The 16,813-nt window shown below is 72.3% G+C and carries 14 protein-coding genes; 4 read left to right on the top strand and 10 right to left on the bottom strand.

What is annotated here, in order from left to right; genetic code table 11:
• Positions 1 to 55: 55 nt before the first annotated feature.
• Genes ETD85_RS15285 through ETD85_RS15270 form a run of 4 tightly spaced genes read right to left on the bottom strand, consistent with a single transcriptional unit; the run spans position 56 to position 4,497 of the window.
• Complete coding sequence (locus ETD85_RS15285) at positions 56 to 826, bottom strand: XdhC family protein (RefSeq protein ID WP_206058325.1); 771 nt, start codon at positions 824 to 826, stop codon at positions 56 to 58.
• Positions 823 to 3,171, bottom strand: a complete 2,349-nt coding sequence (locus tag ETD85_RS15280; RefSeq protein WP_138690366.1) for an aerobic carbon-monoxide dehydrogenase large subunit — start codon at positions 3,169 to 3,171, stop codon at positions 823 to 825. Before ETD85_RS15280 ends, ETD85_RS15285 begins: the two co-directional genes overlap by 4 nt.
• Positions 3,168 to 3,635 (bottom strand): (2Fe-2S)-binding protein, encoded by a 468-nt coding sequence (locus ETD85_RS15275; protein ID WP_138690365.1) that lies wholly within the window; start codon positions 3,633 to 3,635, stop codon positions 3,168 to 3,170. Before ETD85_RS15275 ends, ETD85_RS15280 begins: the two co-directional genes overlap by 4 nt.
• Position 3,636: 1 nt before the next feature.
• Positions 3,637 to 4,497 (bottom strand): FAD binding domain-containing protein, encoded by an 861-nt coding sequence (locus tag ETD85_RS15270; protein ID WP_138690364.1) that lies wholly within the window; start codon positions 4,495 to 4,497, stop codon positions 3,637 to 3,639.
• 86 nt (positions 4,498 to 4,583) lie between these two features.
• On the opposite strand from ETD85_RS15270, the gene ETD85_RS15265 reads away from it, so the two are divergent.
• Positions 4,584 to 5,492, top strand: a complete 909-nt coding sequence (locus ETD85_RS15265) for a LysR family transcriptional regulator (protein ID WP_138690363.1) — start codon at positions 4,584 to 4,586, stop codon at positions 5,490 to 5,492.
• Positions 5,493 to 5,538: 46 nt separating this feature from the next.
• Here ETD85_RS15265 and eda read toward each other — a convergent pair whose 3' ends face one another.
• The 4 genes from eda to zwf all read right to left on the bottom strand — a co-directional run bounded on the left by eda (position 5,539) and on the right by zwf (position 10,758).
• Positions 5,539 to 6,150 carry a bifunctional 4-hydroxy-2-oxoglutarate aldolase/2-dehydro-3-deoxy-phosphogluconate aldolase gene (gene eda, locus ETD85_RS15260; RefSeq protein ID WP_138690362.1) on the bottom strand — a complete coding sequence of 204 codons (612 nt, stop codon included), beginning with the start codon at positions 6,148 to 6,150 and terminating at the stop codon, positions 5,539 to 5,541.
• Between the two features lie 69 nt (positions 6,151 to 6,219).
• Entirely contained in the window at positions 6,220 to 7,185 is a 966-nt protein-coding gene (glk, locus tag ETD85_RS15255) for a glucokinase (RefSeq protein ID WP_138690361.1), read from the bottom strand.
• A gap of 151 nt (positions 7,186 to 7,336) precedes the next feature.
• Positions 7,337 to 9,280 carry a phosphogluconate dehydratase gene (edd, locus tag ETD85_RS15250; RefSeq protein WP_138690360.1) on the bottom strand — a complete coding sequence of 648 codons (1,944 nt, stop codon included), beginning with the start codon at positions 9,278 to 9,280 and terminating at the stop codon, positions 7,337 to 7,339.
• A complete protein-coding gene (gene zwf / locus ETD85_RS15245; protein WP_138690359.1) occupies positions 9,277 to 10,758 on the bottom strand; it encodes a glucose-6-phosphate dehydrogenase in 1,482 nt (493 codons plus the stop codon). The genes edd and zwf overlap by 4 nt, the downstream gene beginning before the upstream one ends.
• 143 nt (positions 10,759 to 10,901) lie before the next feature.
• On the opposite strand from zwf, the gene ETD85_RS15240 reads away from it, so the two are divergent.
• Positions 10,902 to 12,113, top strand: a complete 1,212-nt coding sequence (locus ETD85_RS15240) for an ROK family transcriptional regulator (protein WP_138690358.1) — start codon at positions 10,902 to 10,904, stop codon at positions 12,111 to 12,113.
• 43 nt (positions 12,114 to 12,156) lie between these two features.
• Here the strand turns inward: ETD85_RS15240 and ETD85_RS15235 are convergent, their stop codons facing one another.
• Positions 12,157 to 13,731, bottom strand: coding sequence for an ABC-F family ATP-binding cassette domain-containing protein (locus ETD85_RS15235; protein ID WP_138690357.1), 1,575 nt, complete (start codon positions 13,729 to 13,731; stop codon positions 12,157 to 12,159).
• Positions 13,732 to 13,809: 78 nt separating this feature from the next.
• Here ETD85_RS15235 and ETD85_RS15230 point away from each other — a divergent pair, with 78 nt between their 5' ends.
• Positions 13,810 to 14,463, top strand: a complete 654-nt coding sequence (locus ETD85_RS15230; protein WP_138690356.1) for a TetR/AcrR family transcriptional regulator — start codon at positions 13,810 to 13,812, stop codon at positions 14,461 to 14,463.
• Positions 14,464 to 14,516: 53 nt separating this feature from the next.
• Here the strand turns inward: ETD85_RS15230 and ETD85_RS15225 are convergent, their stop codons facing one another.
• Complete coding sequence (locus ETD85_RS15225) at positions 14,517 to 15,935, bottom strand: MFS transporter (RefSeq protein ID WP_138690355.1); 1,419 nt, start codon at positions 15,933 to 15,935, stop codon at positions 14,517 to 14,519.
• 170 nt (positions 15,936 to 16,105) lie between these two features.
• Between ETD85_RS15225 and ETD85_RS15220 the strand changes: the two genes are divergently transcribed.
• Positions 16,106 to 16,546, top strand: coding sequence for a nuclear transport factor 2 family protein (locus ETD85_RS15220; protein ID WP_138690354.1), 441 nt, complete (start codon positions 16,106 to 16,108; stop codon positions 16,544 to 16,546).
• The last annotated feature ends 267 nt before the right edge of the window (positions 16,547 to 16,813 follow it).

The raw sequence follows: 16,813 nt of genomic DNA, 5'->3' as shown, positions 1-16,813 counted from the left end.
GGCGGCGGTTTTACATCCCCTGGCCTACCCGGTCGCGCCCGCACGATACCCCTGCTCAGCGAAGACCGATGATCTCCGCGAACACGGAAACCGCCACCTCACCAGGCGTTCTGGCTCCTATGTCCAGACCTGCTGGGACATGTACGCGCTCGCCTCCCTCCACCTGTGCCAGCACCGCCGCGCCGCGCTTGCGGCTGGCGATCAACCCGACGTACGGCACGCCCTTGGCCAGGGCGTCGCGCAGGACCGGCTCCTCGGCCACGCCGTGCGAGGCGACGAGGACGGCCGAGGTGTCCTCCGCGACCGCGGCGAGCGGATCGGCGGTCGACTCGACCTGGTAGCCCATCGCCGTGCCGACCGAGGCGAAGGCGCGCGCGATGGGGCTGTCGCCGTACACGTGGACCAGCAACGCCGGCAGCACGGCCTCCAGGAAGATCTCCAGCGTGCCGCCGGACAGGCACGGCTGGCCCACCGCGACCAGCCCGTCCTCCTCGTGCGGCGCCTCCGCCTCCGGGGTGATCCGCAGCAGGGTCGCCCGCCCGGTGTGCCGCAGCAGGCGCAGGCTCTGCGCGCGCACGGTGTCGGTTGCGCACACGCCGCCGACGAACCCCTCGATCGTCCCGTCGGGCAGCACCAGCGCGCGGTCGCCCGCCTTGGCGCTGGTCGGCCGCTGCGCCCGCACGACGGGGGCCAGCACGTACGGCTCCCGCCGCGACCGCAGCGCCGCGAGCCTGGCCTCCAGGTCCGCCACCGCCACTGCCACCGCCACCGGCGCCCCGCCGCGAGGGCGGGGACGGGGCGCCGGCATGCCGATGAACTCGGTCACGGGATGGCCAGGTCCGTGCGGAAGGGGTCGCCGTTGACGACGCGCCACACGTTCGCCGGGGTGAGCGGCATGTCGGCGTGGCGCACCCCGTACGGCTGGAGCGCGTCGATCACGGCGTTGACCACGGCGGCCGGCGACCCGACGGTGGCCGACTCTCCGACGCCCTTGGCCCCGATGGGGTGCGTGGGCGAGGGCGTCACCGTCTCGCCCAGCTCCCACGACGGGCACTCCATCGAGGTCGGCAGCAGGTAGTCCATGAACGACGCGCCCAGGTGGTTGCCGTCCTCGTCGAACGCCATCACCTGCATGAGCGCCATCCCGACCCCGTCGGCCAGCCCGCCGTGGATCTGGCCCTCGACGATCATGGGGTTGATCCGCACTCCGCAGTCGTCCACCGCCACGAACCGGCGCACCTTCACCTGCCCGGTCCCCGGGTCCACGTCCACGACGCAGATGTAGGCGCCGAACGGATAGGTCAGGTTGGGCGGGTTGTAGACCGTGACCGCGTCCAGGTGGCCTTCGACGCCCTCGGGCAGCTCCAGGTTCGAGTGCGCGGCCAGCGCGATCTCGGACAGGGACTTGCCGGTGGCCGGGTCGCCGACGACGGACCAGCGGCCGTCGGCCCACTCCAGGTCGTCCGGGGCGGCCTCCAGCATGGCCGCCGCCACGATCTTGGCCCGGTCCCGCACCTTCCTAGCCACGATCGCCGTGGCGGCGCCGGAGACGGGCGTGGAGCGGGAGCCGTACGTGCCCAGGCCGAACGGCGTCTGGTCGGTGTCCCCGTGCACCACCTCCACGTCGTCGGCCGGGATGCCCAGCTCCTGCCCGACGATCTGGGCGAACGTCGTCTCATGCCCCTGGCCCTGCGACTGGCACGAGACCCGCAGCACCGCCTTGCCCGTCGGATGCACCCGCAGCTCGGCGCCGTCGGCCATGCCGAGGCCGAGGATGTCCATGTGCTTGCGCGGGCCCGCCCCGACGGCCTCGGTGAAGAAGCTGATGCCGATGCCCATCAGCTCGCCCCTGGACCGCTTGTCGGCCTGCTCGGCGCGCAGTTTGTCGTACCCGGCCATGTCCATGGCCAGGCGCAGCGCCCTGGGGTAGTCGCCGGAGTCGTACTCCCAGCCGGTGGGGGAGTGGTACGGGAACTGCTCCGGCTTGAGCAGGTTGCGCATCCGCACCTCGGCCGGGTCGAGGCCCAGCTCGGCGGCCAGCACGTCCACCATGCGCTCGACCAGGTAGACGGCCTCGGTGATCCGGAAGGAGCAGGCGTAGGCGACGCCGCCCGGCGCCTTGTTGGTGTAGACGCCGGTGACCTCGCAGTGGGCGGCCTCGATGTCGTACGAGCCGGAGAAGACGTGGAAGAACCCGGCGGGGAACTTGGTCGGCTGCGCCGTGCCGTTGAACGCGCCGTGGTCGGCCAGCACCTTGACCCTGATCGCCTGGATCCGGCCGTCCCGGGTCGCGGCCACCTCGCCGCGCATGTGGTAGTCGCGGGCGAAGGCGGTGCTCATGAGGTTCTCGGAGCGGTCCTCCATCCACTTGACCGGCTTGCCGGTGACGATCGAGCCGACGATCGCACACACATATCCTGGATAAATCCCGACTTTGCCGCCGAAGCCGCCGCCGATGTCCGGCGAGATCACCCGGATCTTGTGCTCGGGCAGCCCGGCCACCATCGCGTACAGCGTCCGGTGCGCGTGCGGGGCCTGCGTGGGGCACCAGACGGTGAGCTTGCCGGTGACCTTGTCGAAGTCGGCGACCGCGCCGCAGGTCTCCAGCGGCGCCGGGTGGACGCGCGGATACAGCATGTCCTGCGCGACCCTGACCTCGGCCTGCTCGAAGATCGCGTCCGTCCGCCCCTTGTCGCCGGCCTCCCAGTCGAAGATGTGGTTGTCGGTCCGGCCCTCCAGGTCGTCCCTGATCACCGGGGCGCCCTCGTCGAGCGCGCGGCGGGCGTCGATGACGGCGTCGATCGGGTCGTACTCGACGTCGATGAGCTCCAGCGCGTCGCGGGCCGAGTAGGCGTCCTCGGCGACCACGAACGCGACCTCCTGGCCCTGGAAGCGCACCTTGTCGGTGGCCAGCACGGCCTGCGTGTCCTGCGACAGGGTGGGCATCCAGGCCAGGTTCAGCCCGGCCAGGGTCTGCCCGGTGATGACGGCCTTGACCTTCGGGTGCGCCTCGGCGGCCGAGGTGTCGATCGAGACGATCCTGGCGTGCGCGTACGGGCTGCGCAGCACGGCCCCGTACAGCATGCCGGGCAGCCGTACGTCGTCGGTGTAGTTGCCGCGCCCCCTGATGAAGCGGGCGTCCTCCTTGCGGCGCATGGGGCCGTAGCTCATGATTTCGACTCCAGTTCGGCTGCCCAGCGAATGGAACGGACGATGTTCTCGTAGCCGGTGCACCGGCAGAGCTGCCCGGAGATGGCCTCGCGGATCTGGCCCTCGTCGGGGTCGGGCACGCGGTCGAGCAGCGCGCGTGCGGTCAGCAGCATGCCCGGCGTGCAGAACCCGCACTGCAGCCCGTGGCACTCCACGAACCCCTTCTGCACCGCGTCCAGCTCGCCGTCGCGCTCCAGGCCCTCGACCGTGGTCACCTCGTGCCCGTCGGCCATGACGGCGAGCACGGTGCACGACTTGACGGGCACGCCGTCGAGCCGCACCGTGCAGACGCCGCAGTTGGAGGTGTCGCAGCCCCAGTGGGTGCCGGTCAGGTCCAGCTCGTCGCGCAGGAAGTGCACGAGCAGCAGCCGCGGCTCGACGTCCCTGGTGTACGGCTGCCCGTTCACGGAGACCGTGATGCGCATGTCAGATCCTCCCTGCTGCCCTGGCCAGCGCCCGCCGGGTCAGCTCGGCGGCCAGGTGGCGCTTGTAGTCGGCGGGCCCGCGCTGGTCGGCGTGCGGGTCGCAGTGCTCGGCGGCGATCCTGGCCGCCTCCGCGAACGCCTCGTCACCGGGCGGCCTGCCGTTCAGATACGTCTCGGCCTCGGGGGCGCAGAAGTGCTCGGCGCCGACCGCGGTCAGGCCGATGCCCGCCCGGGTGATCACGCCGTCCTGGACGCTGAGGACCGCGCCCGCCGCCGCCACCGGCCAGTCGCCGACGCGCCGCTCGACCTTCTCGTACGCGCTGCCCGTGCCCGCCACCACCGGCACGCGGAGCTGGAGCAGCAGCTCGCCCGGCTGGACGGCGGTCTCGTACGGGCCCTCGTGGAACTGCCTGATCGGCACGGTGCGCGTCCCGCCCGGGCCCTGGATGACCGCCGAGGCCCGCAGCGCGGAGAAGACGGCCGACAAATCCTCCGAAGGGTCGCCCTGGCAGAGCGAGCCACCTACGGTCCCCCGATTTCTGACTATCGGATCGGCAATAACTCGCTCCGCGTCACGAAATATCGGGAAAAGGTCGGTGGCGGTGGTGCTGCCGAGCAGCTCTGTGTGCCGTACCAGCGCGCCGATGACCAGCTCGTCGCCGTCGACGGAGATCTGGCCGAGCTCGGACAGGCCGTTGATGTCGATCAGTGCCTCGGGCTGGGCCAGGCGCAGCTTCATCATCGGGATGAGGCTGTGTCCACCTGCGACGATCCTGGCGTCGGGACCGTACCGCTCGAGGAGCTCGATCGCGTGCGGCACGCTGTCGGCTCTCTCGTATTCGAACCTCGCGGGAACCTGCATGACTGCACATTGCTGTCATCCGATTTGTCGCGACAATCCGCAAATAAGGGATTCCTTAATGCGGTCCGGCGAACTAAGAATGTGGGGTGACACTCAGCCAGCTCGGCGCGTTCGTTTTCGTCGCCCGCCTGGGCTCGGTCAAGGCCGCGGCGCGGGCGCTCGGCGTGAGCGAGCCCGCGGTCTCCCAGTCGCTGGCCCAGCTCCGCAAGCACCTCGGTGACCCGCTGCTGACGCGGTCCGGCGACCGCATGGTCCTGACCGAGGGCGGGCGGCGGCTGCTCGGCATCGCCGCCCAGATCGTCGCGCTCGGCGCGGAGGCGGTCGCCGCCGTCCAGCCCGGCCACCCCGCCCGGCTGCACGTGGTGATGGACGCGGGCCTGGCCGAGTACGTCGCGGGCCCGCTGCTGTGCCTGTTCACGCAGCGCAAGTCGGTGGACGCCTCCACCGGCGTGGCGGGGACGGCCGAGATGCCGCTGCTGCTGGCCAGCCGGCTGGCCGACGTCGCGCTCGGCGCCCAGCCGGCCGAGGAGGGCCTGGTGAGCCGGCCGGTGCTGCGCTGCCACCTCATCGTGGTCGGCTCCCCGCGCGGGCGCAGGGACCAGTGGCTGGTCGGCCCATCGGGCACGGACCCGGCCGGCGACACCAGCCGGCTGCTGCGGCTGCTGCGCGTGCCGGAGTCGCAGGTGCGGGTCTTCGCGAACCAGACGGCCGCGTGGAAGGCGGCGGCCGAGGGCGCCGGGGTCGCGCCCGCCACGGCGCACCTGGTGGCCTCGCAGTTACGCAGGGGCGAGCTGGTGGCCATCGACACCGCGGCCACCCCGCTGCCCGCCTACTGGTACGCCACCACCCTGGAGCCCTCGGCCCGCTCGGCCGCCGCCGGCACCTTCCTGGACTTCCTCACCACCCCGGCGGCCACCCAGATCATGCGCACCCCGGACGACGGCATCCCGCGCAGCCGCTTCCGCCCGCCGGTGCACGTGTCGATCTGGAGCTGACCGGTCCGGCGGCGCGAGAGCGGGCCCCCGAGCACGCCGCGCGGGATCAGCGCAGCGCGGCGGCCTCCGACGCCAGCTTCTCGACGCGGCCCCAGTCGCCCGCCGCGAGGGCGTCGGCCGGGGTCAGCCAGGTGCCGCCGACGCAGCCCACGTTCGGCAGCGCCAGATAGTCCGGGGCGGTGGTCACCTTGATCCCGCCCGTGGGGCAGAACCGCAGGTCCGGCAGCGGCCCGCCCATCGACTTCAGGTAGGGGACGCCGCCTGCGGCCTCGGCGGGGAAGAACTTCAGCTCCTTGATACCCCGCTCGGCCAGCGCCATCACCTCCGACACGGTGGCGGCGCCCGGCAGGTACGGGACGCCGCTGGAGTCGAGCGCCTCGACCAGCGACAGGGTCGTGCCGGGCGAGACCAGGAACTTGGCCCCCGCCGCCACGGACGCCGAGATGTCGTCGCTGGTGCGGATCGTCCCCGCGCCCACGGTGGCCTCCGGGACCTCGTCGGCGATCCTGGCGATGGCCTCGCGCGCCGCCGGGGTGCGCAGGGTCACCTCGATGACCGGCAGGCCCCCGGCGACCAGCGCGCGGGCCAGCGGGACGGCGGTCTCGACGTCCTCGATCACCACGACGGGGATCACTGGGGCGAGATCGAGCAGGCTCATGAATCCTTCTCCTCATCGGCCCCGGACAAGGGGCCGTTCAGTATTCGGGGCCGTCGGGACAGCCGTTTGTCAGCTCACCAGCTCGGAGCTGGCCCGCTGGCTCAGCCAGGCGGCCGCGCCGGTCAGCGCCGGTTGGGGCGCGACGATCAGCACGGTCCCGATGGCCGCCAGATAATCGGCCATGTCGGGATTGGTGGCGAACCGCGAACGGAAGCCACTGGTGCGCACGCGTTCCACGATACGTGGCAGCACTCCGCCGCCCAGGTAGACCCCACCCCGCGCGCCGAGCGTCAGCGCCACGTTCCCGGCGAAGCTGCCCAGCATCCCGCAGAACACCTCGACCGTCTCCGCGCACAGCGAGTCGTCCAGCCTGGCCACGATGTCGGAGGCGGTCAGCTCGGGCGCGCTGACCCCGTTGACCTGCGCCAGCGCCCGGTGCAGCCGGACCAGGCCCGGCCCGGACAGCACGTGCTCGGCCACCACGTGCGGCAGCCCCTGCGACTGCAGCGCCTGGACGATCTCCAGCTCCCGCGGCTCGACGATCGGCACCGTGACGTGCCCGCCCTCGCCGGGGATCGGCGTCCAGCCCTGCTCGGCGGGCGCCAGCCCGCCCACGCCGAGCCCGGTCCCGGGACCCAGCACGGCCTTGACCCCGTGGCCGGGCTCCGGACCGCCCAGCGACACCAGGTCGTCGCCCTCCAGGTGGGGCAGCGACACGGCCAGCGCTTCGAAGTCGTTGAGCAGGCGGACGTACGGCACGTCGAGATCGCGTACGGACCCGGCCCACGTCGAGTTCGTGAGCCGGTAGCAGTCGCCGTCGATCGGCCCCGCCACGGCCAGGCAGGCCGCCCCCGGTCGCACTCCGCCCGCGTGTTCGGCGAGATAAGCGGCTACGGCTTCGGGGAGGGTGGCGTAGTCGGCCCCGGCCAGGACCGCGACGTTCGACGGCCGCGCTCCCAGCGAGGTGACCAGGCCGAATCGGGCGTTGGTCCCCCCGATGTCGGCGACGAGCCAGGGAAGGTCAAAGGCACTCACCGCATACCTCCGGCATTCAGGGCGGCGTCAAGATCGCTCGCCGTACCCCGAAGAATGTCACGAACGCGCACACCGTCCCAGAGCGGATCGTGAGCACGAGCGGTCACCGGCCGCGATGCGGGCATGTGGTGCCGGACAGCCAGGTATGCGGTCACCGCGCCAGCCCGGCGGACCGCGCGCCGACCGGCGCGCCCGTCTCCAGGTGCGAGGAGCCCGCCTCGGCCGGGAAGCCGAGCCCGGGGCCGTGGTGCGGCGACTCGGCGCCGCTCACCCCGAAGATCCCGGCGCCCTGCTCCGCGTGCCCCGCCATCCGGCGGAACGTCGCGAACAGCTCGCGTCCGGTGCCGACCCACTGCGCGTCGCTCAGCGGCCGGCCCTCGGGCGTCCGCCTGGCCAGCTCCTCGGCCGGCACCAGCAGCTCCAGCGTCCCGGCCGCCGAGTCCAGCCTGATCACGTCGCCCTCGTGCACCAGCGCGATCGGCCCGCCGTCGGCCGCCTCGGGCGACAGGTGGATGGCCGCGGGCACCTTGCCGGAGGCGCCGGACATGCGCCCGTCGGTGACGATCGCCACCCGCTGCCCCCTGTCGAGCAGCACGGCCAGCGGCGGCGTGAGCTTGTGCAGCTCCGGCATGCCGTTCGCGCTCGGCCCCTGGTAGCGGATGACCGCCACGAAGTCCTGCCCGTCCAGCTCGCCCGTCTCGAATGCCCGCAGCAGGTCGAGCTGGTCGTCGAAGACCTTGGCCGGCGCCTCGATCACCAGGTGCTCCGGCTTGACCGCGGACACCTTGCTGACCGCGCGGCCCAGGTTGCCCTCCAGCATGTGGATCCCGCCGTCCGCCGAGAACGGCCGCGCGACCGGCCGCAGCACGTCCAGGTCGGCGCTGCCGCCGGTGACCGGCGACCAGACCAGCTCGCCGCCGACCAGCTCGGGAGCCTCGCGGTAGCGGTCGAGCCCGCGCCCGGCCACCGTCAGCACGTCGGCGTGCAGCAGCCCCTCGTCCAGCAGGTCCCCGATGAGGACCTGCATGCCGCCGGCGTCGCGGAAGTGGTTCACGTCCGCCTGGCCGTTGGGGTAGATCTTGGTGAGCGACGGCACCACCGGCGACAGCCGGGCCAGGTCGTCCCAGGTCAGCACGATGCCCGCGGCCGCCGCCATGGCCACCAGGTGCAGCGTGTGGTTCGTGGAGCCGCCGGTGGCCAGCAGGGCGACGCAGGCGTTCACGATGGACTTCTCGTCGACCAGCTCGCCGATCGGGGTGTACTCGGAGCCGTGCGCGGTGATCTCCACCGCACGCCGCCCGGCCGCCTCGGTGAGCGCGTGGCGCAGCTCGGTGTGCGGGTTGATGAACGTCGAGCCCGGCAGGTGCAGGCCCATGACCTCCATCAGCGCCTGGTTGGAGTTCGCGGTGCCGTAGAAGGTGCAGGTGCCGGGGGAGTGGTAGGACTTGGCCTCGGCGTCGAGCAGCTCTTCCCTGCCCACCTTGCCCTCGGCGAAGAGCTGGCGGGTGCGCGCCTTGACCTTGTTCGGCAGGCCCGAGGCCATCGGCCCGGCCGGGACGAAGATCGCCGGCAGGTGCCCGAAGTGCAGCGCCCCGATGAACAGGCCCGGCACGATCTTGTCGCACACGCCCAGCAGCAGCGTCGAGTCGAACATGTCGTGCGACAGCGCGATCGCCGTCGCCATGGCGATCACGTCGCGGCTGTAGAGCGACAGCTCCATGCCGGCCCGCCCCTGGGTGATGCCGTCGCACATCGCGGGCACGCCGCCCGCCACCTGCGCCACGCCGCCGGCGCGGCGCACGGCCGCCTTCAGCTCCGGCGGGTAGGTCTCGTACGGCTGGTGGGCCGAGAGCATGTCGTTGTAGCTGGTCACGATGGCCACGCCGGGCTTGGCCGTGCCGCGCAGGGCCGGCTTGTCCTCGGCGGAGGCGCCCGCGAAACCGTGCGCCAGGTTCGCGCAGCCGAGGTGCGCCCGCGCGGGGCCCTTCGCCCGCGCGGCCTCGCCGTCCTGCCTGATCCGCCTCAGGTACGCGGCCCGGCTGGCGGCGCTCCGCTCGGCGATCCGCTCGGTGATGTCCTGGATGACGGAATTCACTTTTCCTCCTCGTGCCAGGCGCGACCGCTGCGGCCAAGCAGTTCGTGGGCTCCCGCGGGGCCGGTGGTCCCGGCGGGGTAGGGCTCGGGCAGCTCGGCGGAGGACTCCCAGGCCGACAGGATCGGGTCGATCCAGCGCCAGGCCGCCTCCACCTCGTCGCGGCGCATGAACAGCGTCGGGTTCCCGGCCAGCACGTCGGTCAGCAGCCGCTCGTACGCCTCGGGCACCCGCGCCGTGAACGTCTTGCCGAAGCTCAGCGACATCGGCACCGGCTTCAGCGTCACCTCGCCCGCGCCCGGCTCCTTGGCCATGATGTGCAGCTCGATGCCCTCCTCCGGCTGCAGCCGCAGCACCAGGCGGTTGGGCCCGCCGCCGGGGAAGATGGAGTGCGGCACGTCCTTGAACTGCACCACGATCTCCGACCTGCGGTACGGCATCCGCTTGCCGGTGCGCAGGTAGAACGGCACCCCCGCCCACCGCCAGTTCTTGACCTCGGCCCTGATCGCGGTGAACGTCTCCACCCGCCGCGAGGCCTCCGTCGTCGGCGTGGAGGCGGGCTCGTCGAGGTAGCCCGGCATGTCGCCGGACTCGACGTACTGGCCGCGCACCGTGAACCGGTCCGCCTCCGTGCCCGTGATCGGCCGCAGCGCCTGGAGCACCTTGACCTTCTCGTCGCGGATGGCCTCGCGGTCGTTGCGGGCCGGCGGCTCCATCGCGGTCAGCGTGAGCAGCTGGAGCAGGTGGTTCTGCACCATGTCACGCAGCGCGCCCGCGTGGTCGTAGTAGCCGCGGCGGCCGGGCGTCCCCACGGTCTCCGCGGCGGTGATCTGCACGTGGTCGATCCAGAGCGAGTTCCAGATCGGCTCCAGGAAGGCGTTGGCGAAGCGCAGGACCAGCAGGTTCTGGACGGTCTCCTTGCCCAGGTAGTGGTCGATGCGGAAGATCTGGCGCTCGTCGAAGATGGCGCCGACCTCGTCGTTGATCCGCTGCGCGCTCGGCAGGTCGTGGCCGAGCGGCTTCTCCAGCACCACGCGCGACTGCGGCGTCACCAGCCCGGCCTCGTCCAGCTCCCGGCAGAAGGGCCCGAACGTCCTGGGCGGGCTGGCCAGGTAGAACACCCGGTCGCGCTGCTCGTGCCCGGCCAGCAGCCTGGTCAGCGCGCTCCAGCCGGACTTGTCCGCCCCGCCCACGTCCACCGACACGTGCTGCAGGCGGCCGAGAAAGCGCTGCCACACGGCGGGGTCGTCGACCGGGACCTGGTCGCGTACCTCGGCGTCCACCTTGCCGCGGAAGTCCGCGTCGGTCAGCCCGCCCCTGGACATGGCGATGACGCGGGTCTCCGGGGAGAGCCGGCCGTCCCTGTCGCTGTGGTAGAGCGCCGGGAGCAGCTTGCGCATGGACAGGTCGCCGGTCCCGCCGAAGACGACGAGATCGGCGGCGTACGAGCCGGATTCGGGTGAGGTCGAGAGGGGGGACACGGTTACGGACTCCGATGATCTACCGAAGGAAGGACAGAACGGACACTAACGAGAGTTTGGGTCTTAGACAAGCGGAGTTTTGACATGTGAGATAAAAAAGTCACGACTTTTCATGACCTAACCCCATGTGGTTCACTTAGCCGATGCCACGACGTACCGCCGCGACCCTTGCCACAAGTGGTGAGGTGCTCCGCCTCATCCGCACCGGTGAGGCCGTGACGCGGGCCGACCTGGGCCGGGTGACCGGCCTGTCGCGCCCCGCGGTGCAACTGCGCGTCGGCGAGCTGCTGGAGCGCGAGCTGGTCGTGGAGCGCAGCGACGCCCCCTCCACCGGCGGGCGGCCGCCGGTCAGGCTGGAGTTCAACGCCTCCGGCGGCGTGGTGCTGGTGGCGGCGCTCGGCGCCAGCCGCACGCGGGTGGCGGTGTGCGACCTGTCCGGCCGCGAGCTGGCGGGCCGCGACTTCGCGATGGACGTGGAGCAGGGGCCCGACGCCGTGCTGCCGCTGCTCATGGACACCTGGGACGAGCTGCTCGGCGACCGGCCGCCCTCGCTGATCAGGGGCGTCGGGATGGGCGTGCCGGCCACCGTGGAGTTCGCGCAGGGGCGCACGGAGAGCGCCCGCGTGATGGCGTCCTGGACCGGCGTGGTGATCCCGCCGATCATCCACGCGCGCTTCCCCGTGCCCGTGCTGGTGGACAACGACGTCAACGTGCTGGCCATCGGCGAGCACCGCGGCGCCTACCCCGACCTCGACGACCTCATGTTCGTCAAGATCTCGACCAGGATCGGCGCCGGCGTGATCGCCGGCGGCGGCATCCTGCGCGGAGCCATGGGCGCCGCGGGCGAGATCGGGCACATCCCGGTGCTGGACGGCGGCGGGGTGCTGTGCCGCTGCGGCAACACCGGCTGCGTCGACTCGGTGGCCAGCGGCACCGCGCTGCTGCGCGACCTGCGCGCACGGGGTAAGGACGTCAGGACGATCGCGGACGTGACCGCGCTGGTGCGGGCCGGCGACGCCGAGACCATGGCCACGGTCCGCGAGGCCGGCCGCCGGATCGGCGAGGTGCTGGCCGGGGCGGTCAACATCCTCAACCCGTCGGTGGTGGTGCTCGGCGGGGACATGGCGGAGGCGTTCGGGCCGCTCGTGTCGAGCATCCGCGAGGTCGTCTACCGCCGCTCCACGGCGCTGGCGACCCGGCGGCTGCGCATCGAGCCGAGCCGGCTGGGCGCGGCGGCGGGCATCAGCGGGTGCGCGGTGATGGTGCTGGACCACGTGCTGTCGCCGGACGCGGTGGACGAGACGATGACCGTCTCCCCCCTGCGCCGCGAGCGCGGCCTGGCCGCCTCCAGCTAGCCCGCGCCCGGCCGGCGACCCCCGCGCCCGGCCGAGGAGCGCGTCAAAGGTCCCACCGCGGCTCGTCGCTCTCCCGCACCAGCCCGTCGGCGCAGAACACCAGATGGCGATCCAGCTCGGCCGCGAACCACCGATCGTGCGTGACGGCCAGCACCGTGCCCTCGAACCCGCCCAGCCCCTCCTGCAACGCCTCGGCGCTGGCCAGATCCAGGTTGTCCGTCGGCTCGTCGAGCAGCAGCAACGTGGCCCCGGCCAGCTCCAGCAGCAGGATCTGCAGCCTGGCCTGCTGCCCTCCCGACAGCGTCTCGAACGGCTGCCCGCCCGCCGGCGCCAGCTCGTAGCGGGCCAGCGCCGCCATGGCCTCGTTGCGCGTCATGGCGTGCTCGCGCATCAGCACGTCGGCGGCGGCGCGCCCGTGCAGGTCCGGCCGCCGGTGGGTCTGCGCGAAATGCCCCGGTGAGACCCGGGCGCCCAGCCGGGCCACGCCGGTGTGCGCGATCGGCTCGCCCGCGAGCAGCCGCAGGAAGTGGGACTTTCCGGTGCCGTTCAGGCCGAGAACGCCGACCCGCTCGCCGTACCAGATCTCGGCCGAGAACGCCCGCAGCAGCCCGGTCAGCTCCAGGCTCTCGCACGTCACAGCCCTCTTGCCGGTACGCCCGCCGCGCAGCCGCATGCGGACGTTCTGCTCCTTCGGCGCCCGCTCCGGCGGCCCCGCCCGCTCGAACCGCTCCAGCCGCGTGAGCGCCGACCGGTACGCCCCGGCCAGCGCGTCGTTGTTCGCCGATCGCTGCCGCAGCGTGTGCACCAGCGCGCGCAGCCGCGCCCGCTCGTCCTCCCAGCGCTGCCGCCGCTCCTCCAGCCGCTCCTTGCGCCGCCTGCGCGCCTCGGCGTATCCGGTGAACCCGCCGCCGTGCACCCACACGCCGCGCCCCTCCACGGTGACGATCCGGTCGGCCGCCTCCGCCAGCAGCCGGCGGTCGTGCGAGACGAGCAGCACCGTCTTGGCCGAGCCTGCGATCGCCCGCTCCAGCCACTGCTTGGCCCGCACGTCCAGGTAGTTGTCCGGCTCGTCGAGCAGCAGGATCTCGTCGGGCCCGCGCAGCAGCGCCGCCAGCATGAGCCGCTTCTGCTCCCCACCCGACAGCGTGGCGAGGCTCCTGTCCTTGACGGCCGCGTACGGCAGGCCCAGAGCCTCGGTCGCGCACACGTCCCACACCACCTCCAGCTCGTAGCCGCCCGCGTCGGCGTAGTCGGCGATGGCCTGGGCGTAGGCGAGCTGGGTGGGCTCGTGGTCGCGGGCCGCGATCGCCGCCTCGGCCGTCACCAGCCCGGCCGCCGCCTCCCGCACCCGCCCGGGGGCCACGCTCAGCAGCAGGTCGTGCACGGTGCCCTCGCCGAGGAACTGCCGCATCACCCCGATGCCGCCGCTGCTCGCGATCCGGCCTTCGAAGGGCTGGAGCTCGCCCGCGATCAGGCGCAGCAACGTGGTCTTGCCCGCGCCGTTCGGCCCCACGAGCGCCGCCTTGGCCCCGTCGCCCACCCTGAACGACGTCTCCAGCAGCAGCGGACGCCCGTCGGGCAGCAGGTACGTCAGCCCGCTCACCTCGATGTGCCCCATGGGAGACCCTCCCCCGCTCGACCCACGTTCCACTCACTAGACCATCGATCCGGTCGCCGTACAACGTATTATCGCGACGTGGACAACGTGTGGTCGCGACCTTCCAAGGCCCCCAGGCAGACCCTGACCCTCGACCGGATCGTCACGGAGGCGGTGGCGCTGCTCGACGAGGAAGGCACCGGCGGGCTGACGATGCGCCGGCTGGCAGAGCGGCTCGGGACCGGATCGACCACCCTCTACTGGCACGTCAAGACCAAGGACGACGTGCTGGACCTGGCCCTGGACGCCGTCTTCCGCGAGGTCCGCCCGCCGCGCCCGCCGCACGCCGGGTGGCAGGCGCCCGTGGGGGAGCTGATGCGCGGCTGGCGCGCGGCGCTCCTGCGCCACCCGTGGTCGGCGACCGTCCTCGACCGCCCGCTCATGGGCCCGAACGCGCTGGAGCGCACCGAGTTTCTCTACGAGACCCTGGCCGATGCCGGTTTCCCGGCCCCGAAGGCGGCCGCGTACAGCCTGTCCAACTACGTCATGGGCTCGGTCCTCATGGAGGTCACCTGGCAGGACCGCGGCCGCCTGGACACCGGCGCGTTCCTGCGGGAGCGGGCCGCCCGCTACCCGGCCCTGGCCGAGCACGGCCTCGACCACGAGTGGGACGCCACGTTCGAGGAGGGCTTGGGCTACCTCCTGGACGGCATGGAGCAGGCCAGGAAACGCCATGCCGGCCCGCTCGGGTGAGCGGACCGGCGCGGCGGGGACGAGTTCGGTGGGATGGGCTCGGTGGGATGGGCTCAGTGGGCCGGGCTCGCGGCCTCTTCCTCGCGAGCCTGGCGGGGCAGCATCAGGCCGACCAGGAAGGTCGCGGCGATCATGCCCGCCGCCACGCACAGCGTGATCTCGACGCTCGCGGTGCCGAAGTAGACCGACCCGAGCAGCGCCACGCCCAGCGCGCCGCCCACCTGCTGCAGCGCCGTCAGGGTGCCGGACGCCGAGCCCGTCTCCGCCGGCTCCACCGCGGCCATCACGATGCTGAAGTACGGGCTCATGATCAGGCCGCTGCCCAGCCCGGCCAGCGCCAGCACCGGAGCGAGCTGCCAGGGGGAGACGCCGGGGGAGGCGACGGCGATCACGCCGGCCACGCCGAGAGCCATGACGACGGCACCCGCCAGCAGCACCTTGCGTCCGTGCCTCCTGGTGGCCTGCGCGACGCCCATCCCCGCGATCATGCCGAGCGACGAGGGCACGCCGGTCAGCGCCGCCTTGAGCGGGGAGTAGCCCAGGCCGAGCTGGGTGTAGAGGCCGATCACCAGCAGGAACCCGGCGAAGGCCGCGAAGTAGATCGTGCCGGTCGCCATGCCGGAGACGAACGCCCGCTTCGCGAACAGGCTGGGTGCCACCAGCGGGTCGCCGCCGCGCCCGGCCCGGCGCCGCTCGTACGCCGCGAAGATCGCGAACACCGCCGCGGCGGCCACCATCATCCCGAACGTCCACGCCGGCCACCCCAGCTCGCCACCCTGGACCAGCGGGAACACGATCAGCACGGTGCCGATGGAGGCGAGCACGGCGCCCGGCAGGTCGAGCCGCACGCCCCGCACCGGCCGGGAGGCCGGCAGGAACCGCAGGGCGGCCAGCGCGGCGCCGAGGCCGACGGGCAGGTTGATCAGGAAGATCAGCCGCCAGTCGATGCTGGTCAGCACGCCCGCCAGGATCGGCCCGCCCACCGCGGACAGCCCCATGACCGGCCCGAACAGGCCGAACGCGGTCTGCAGCTCCTTGGGCGGGAACATCTCCTTCATCATCCCCATCCCCTGCGGGATCATCGCCGCCCCGAACAGCCCCTGCACGATCCGGGCCGCGATGATCGTCTCGGGGGAGAACGCGAGCGCGCAGAGCAGCGATCCGGCGGTGAACCCGGTGACGCCGATGAGGAACATCCGCTTGCGGCCCACGATGTCGCCGAGCCGGCCGCCGGTCAGCAGGCCCGCGGTCATGGCCAGGGTGTAGGCGGCGCCCAGCCACTGGATGAGCGAGGTGCCGCCGCCGAGCTCGGCCCGCATGGTCGGGCCTGCGACGTTGGTGACGGTGGCGTCGAGCAGCTCCATCACCGAACCGGCGAGGATCACCGCGAGGGCCGGCCAGCGCCACTTGTAGAGGCCGGGCTCGGCGGGGGTGCCGGTCATGCGCGCCGGGCGGGTGTCGAGGGCGGTCATCTCTGCCTCCAGATCGGAACGGCTTGTTCTGTTCCAGAATAACAGAACGGAACGCTTCATTCCACAAGTGTGGCGGAATTATTTCGCCGAGCCATTGTTGGCGCGACCAATGAAATCGTGACTATAGTGGGTCCTGCCAACATTGGCTCGACCAACAAAGCGAGGCATCGATGACAGACGACCGCGGAGACCTCACCCAGCTGATCTACCGGCTCTACGCCTGCATGGATGAGGGGCGGTTCACCGACCTGGGGTCGGTGTTCGCCGAGACCATCGCCGTACGCACTCCCGGGGGCCTCGCCGAAGGGAAGGAGGCCGTGATCGCCCAGGCGGCGCGCAATCACTCGCCCGTGGAACGGGTCCAGCACTTCGTCCACAACGTCCTGGTCGACGTCGAGGGCGACCACGCGGGCGTGCGCGCTGACGTGATCGTGACCTTCAGCGACGGCGCCGCGCCGGAGGGGCGACTCGCGCCGGAGCCCCGTTTCACGCTCAGCGAGCGCTTCCGCTACGAGGCGATCCGCTCACCGGAGGGGTGGCGCCTATCGCGCGTCGACGGCACCCCCGTATGGGCCAGCGAACGGCAGCTCCAGACCACCCCGGCCCCGTAGCCGGTGACCCGCACCCCGGACTCGGACTCGGGACCTGGACCTCCACCCGGGACCTGGACCTGCCACCCGGGACCTGGACCTGCCACCCGGACCTGGACCTGCCACCCGGACCTGGACCTGCCACCCGGACCTGGACCTGCCACCCGGACCTGGACCTGGTGGCCCGGACCCACTGACCCGGATCGGACCCGGTGACCAGCGACCCGGTGACTAACGGGGACTCGTCGCGGGCCAGGGGGGCGGGTGGCTGGTCTGTGCGGGCACGAC

The sequence above is a fragment of the Nonomuraea zeae genome, from assembly GCF_005889725.1.
GTDB classification, from domain to species: domain Bacteria; phylum Actinomycetota; class Actinomycetes; order Streptosporangiales; family Streptosporangiaceae; genus Nonomuraea; species Nonomuraea zeae.
Note: the sequence above shows the minus strand (reverse complement) of the source record. Positions and strands in the feature narration are given on the sequence as shown.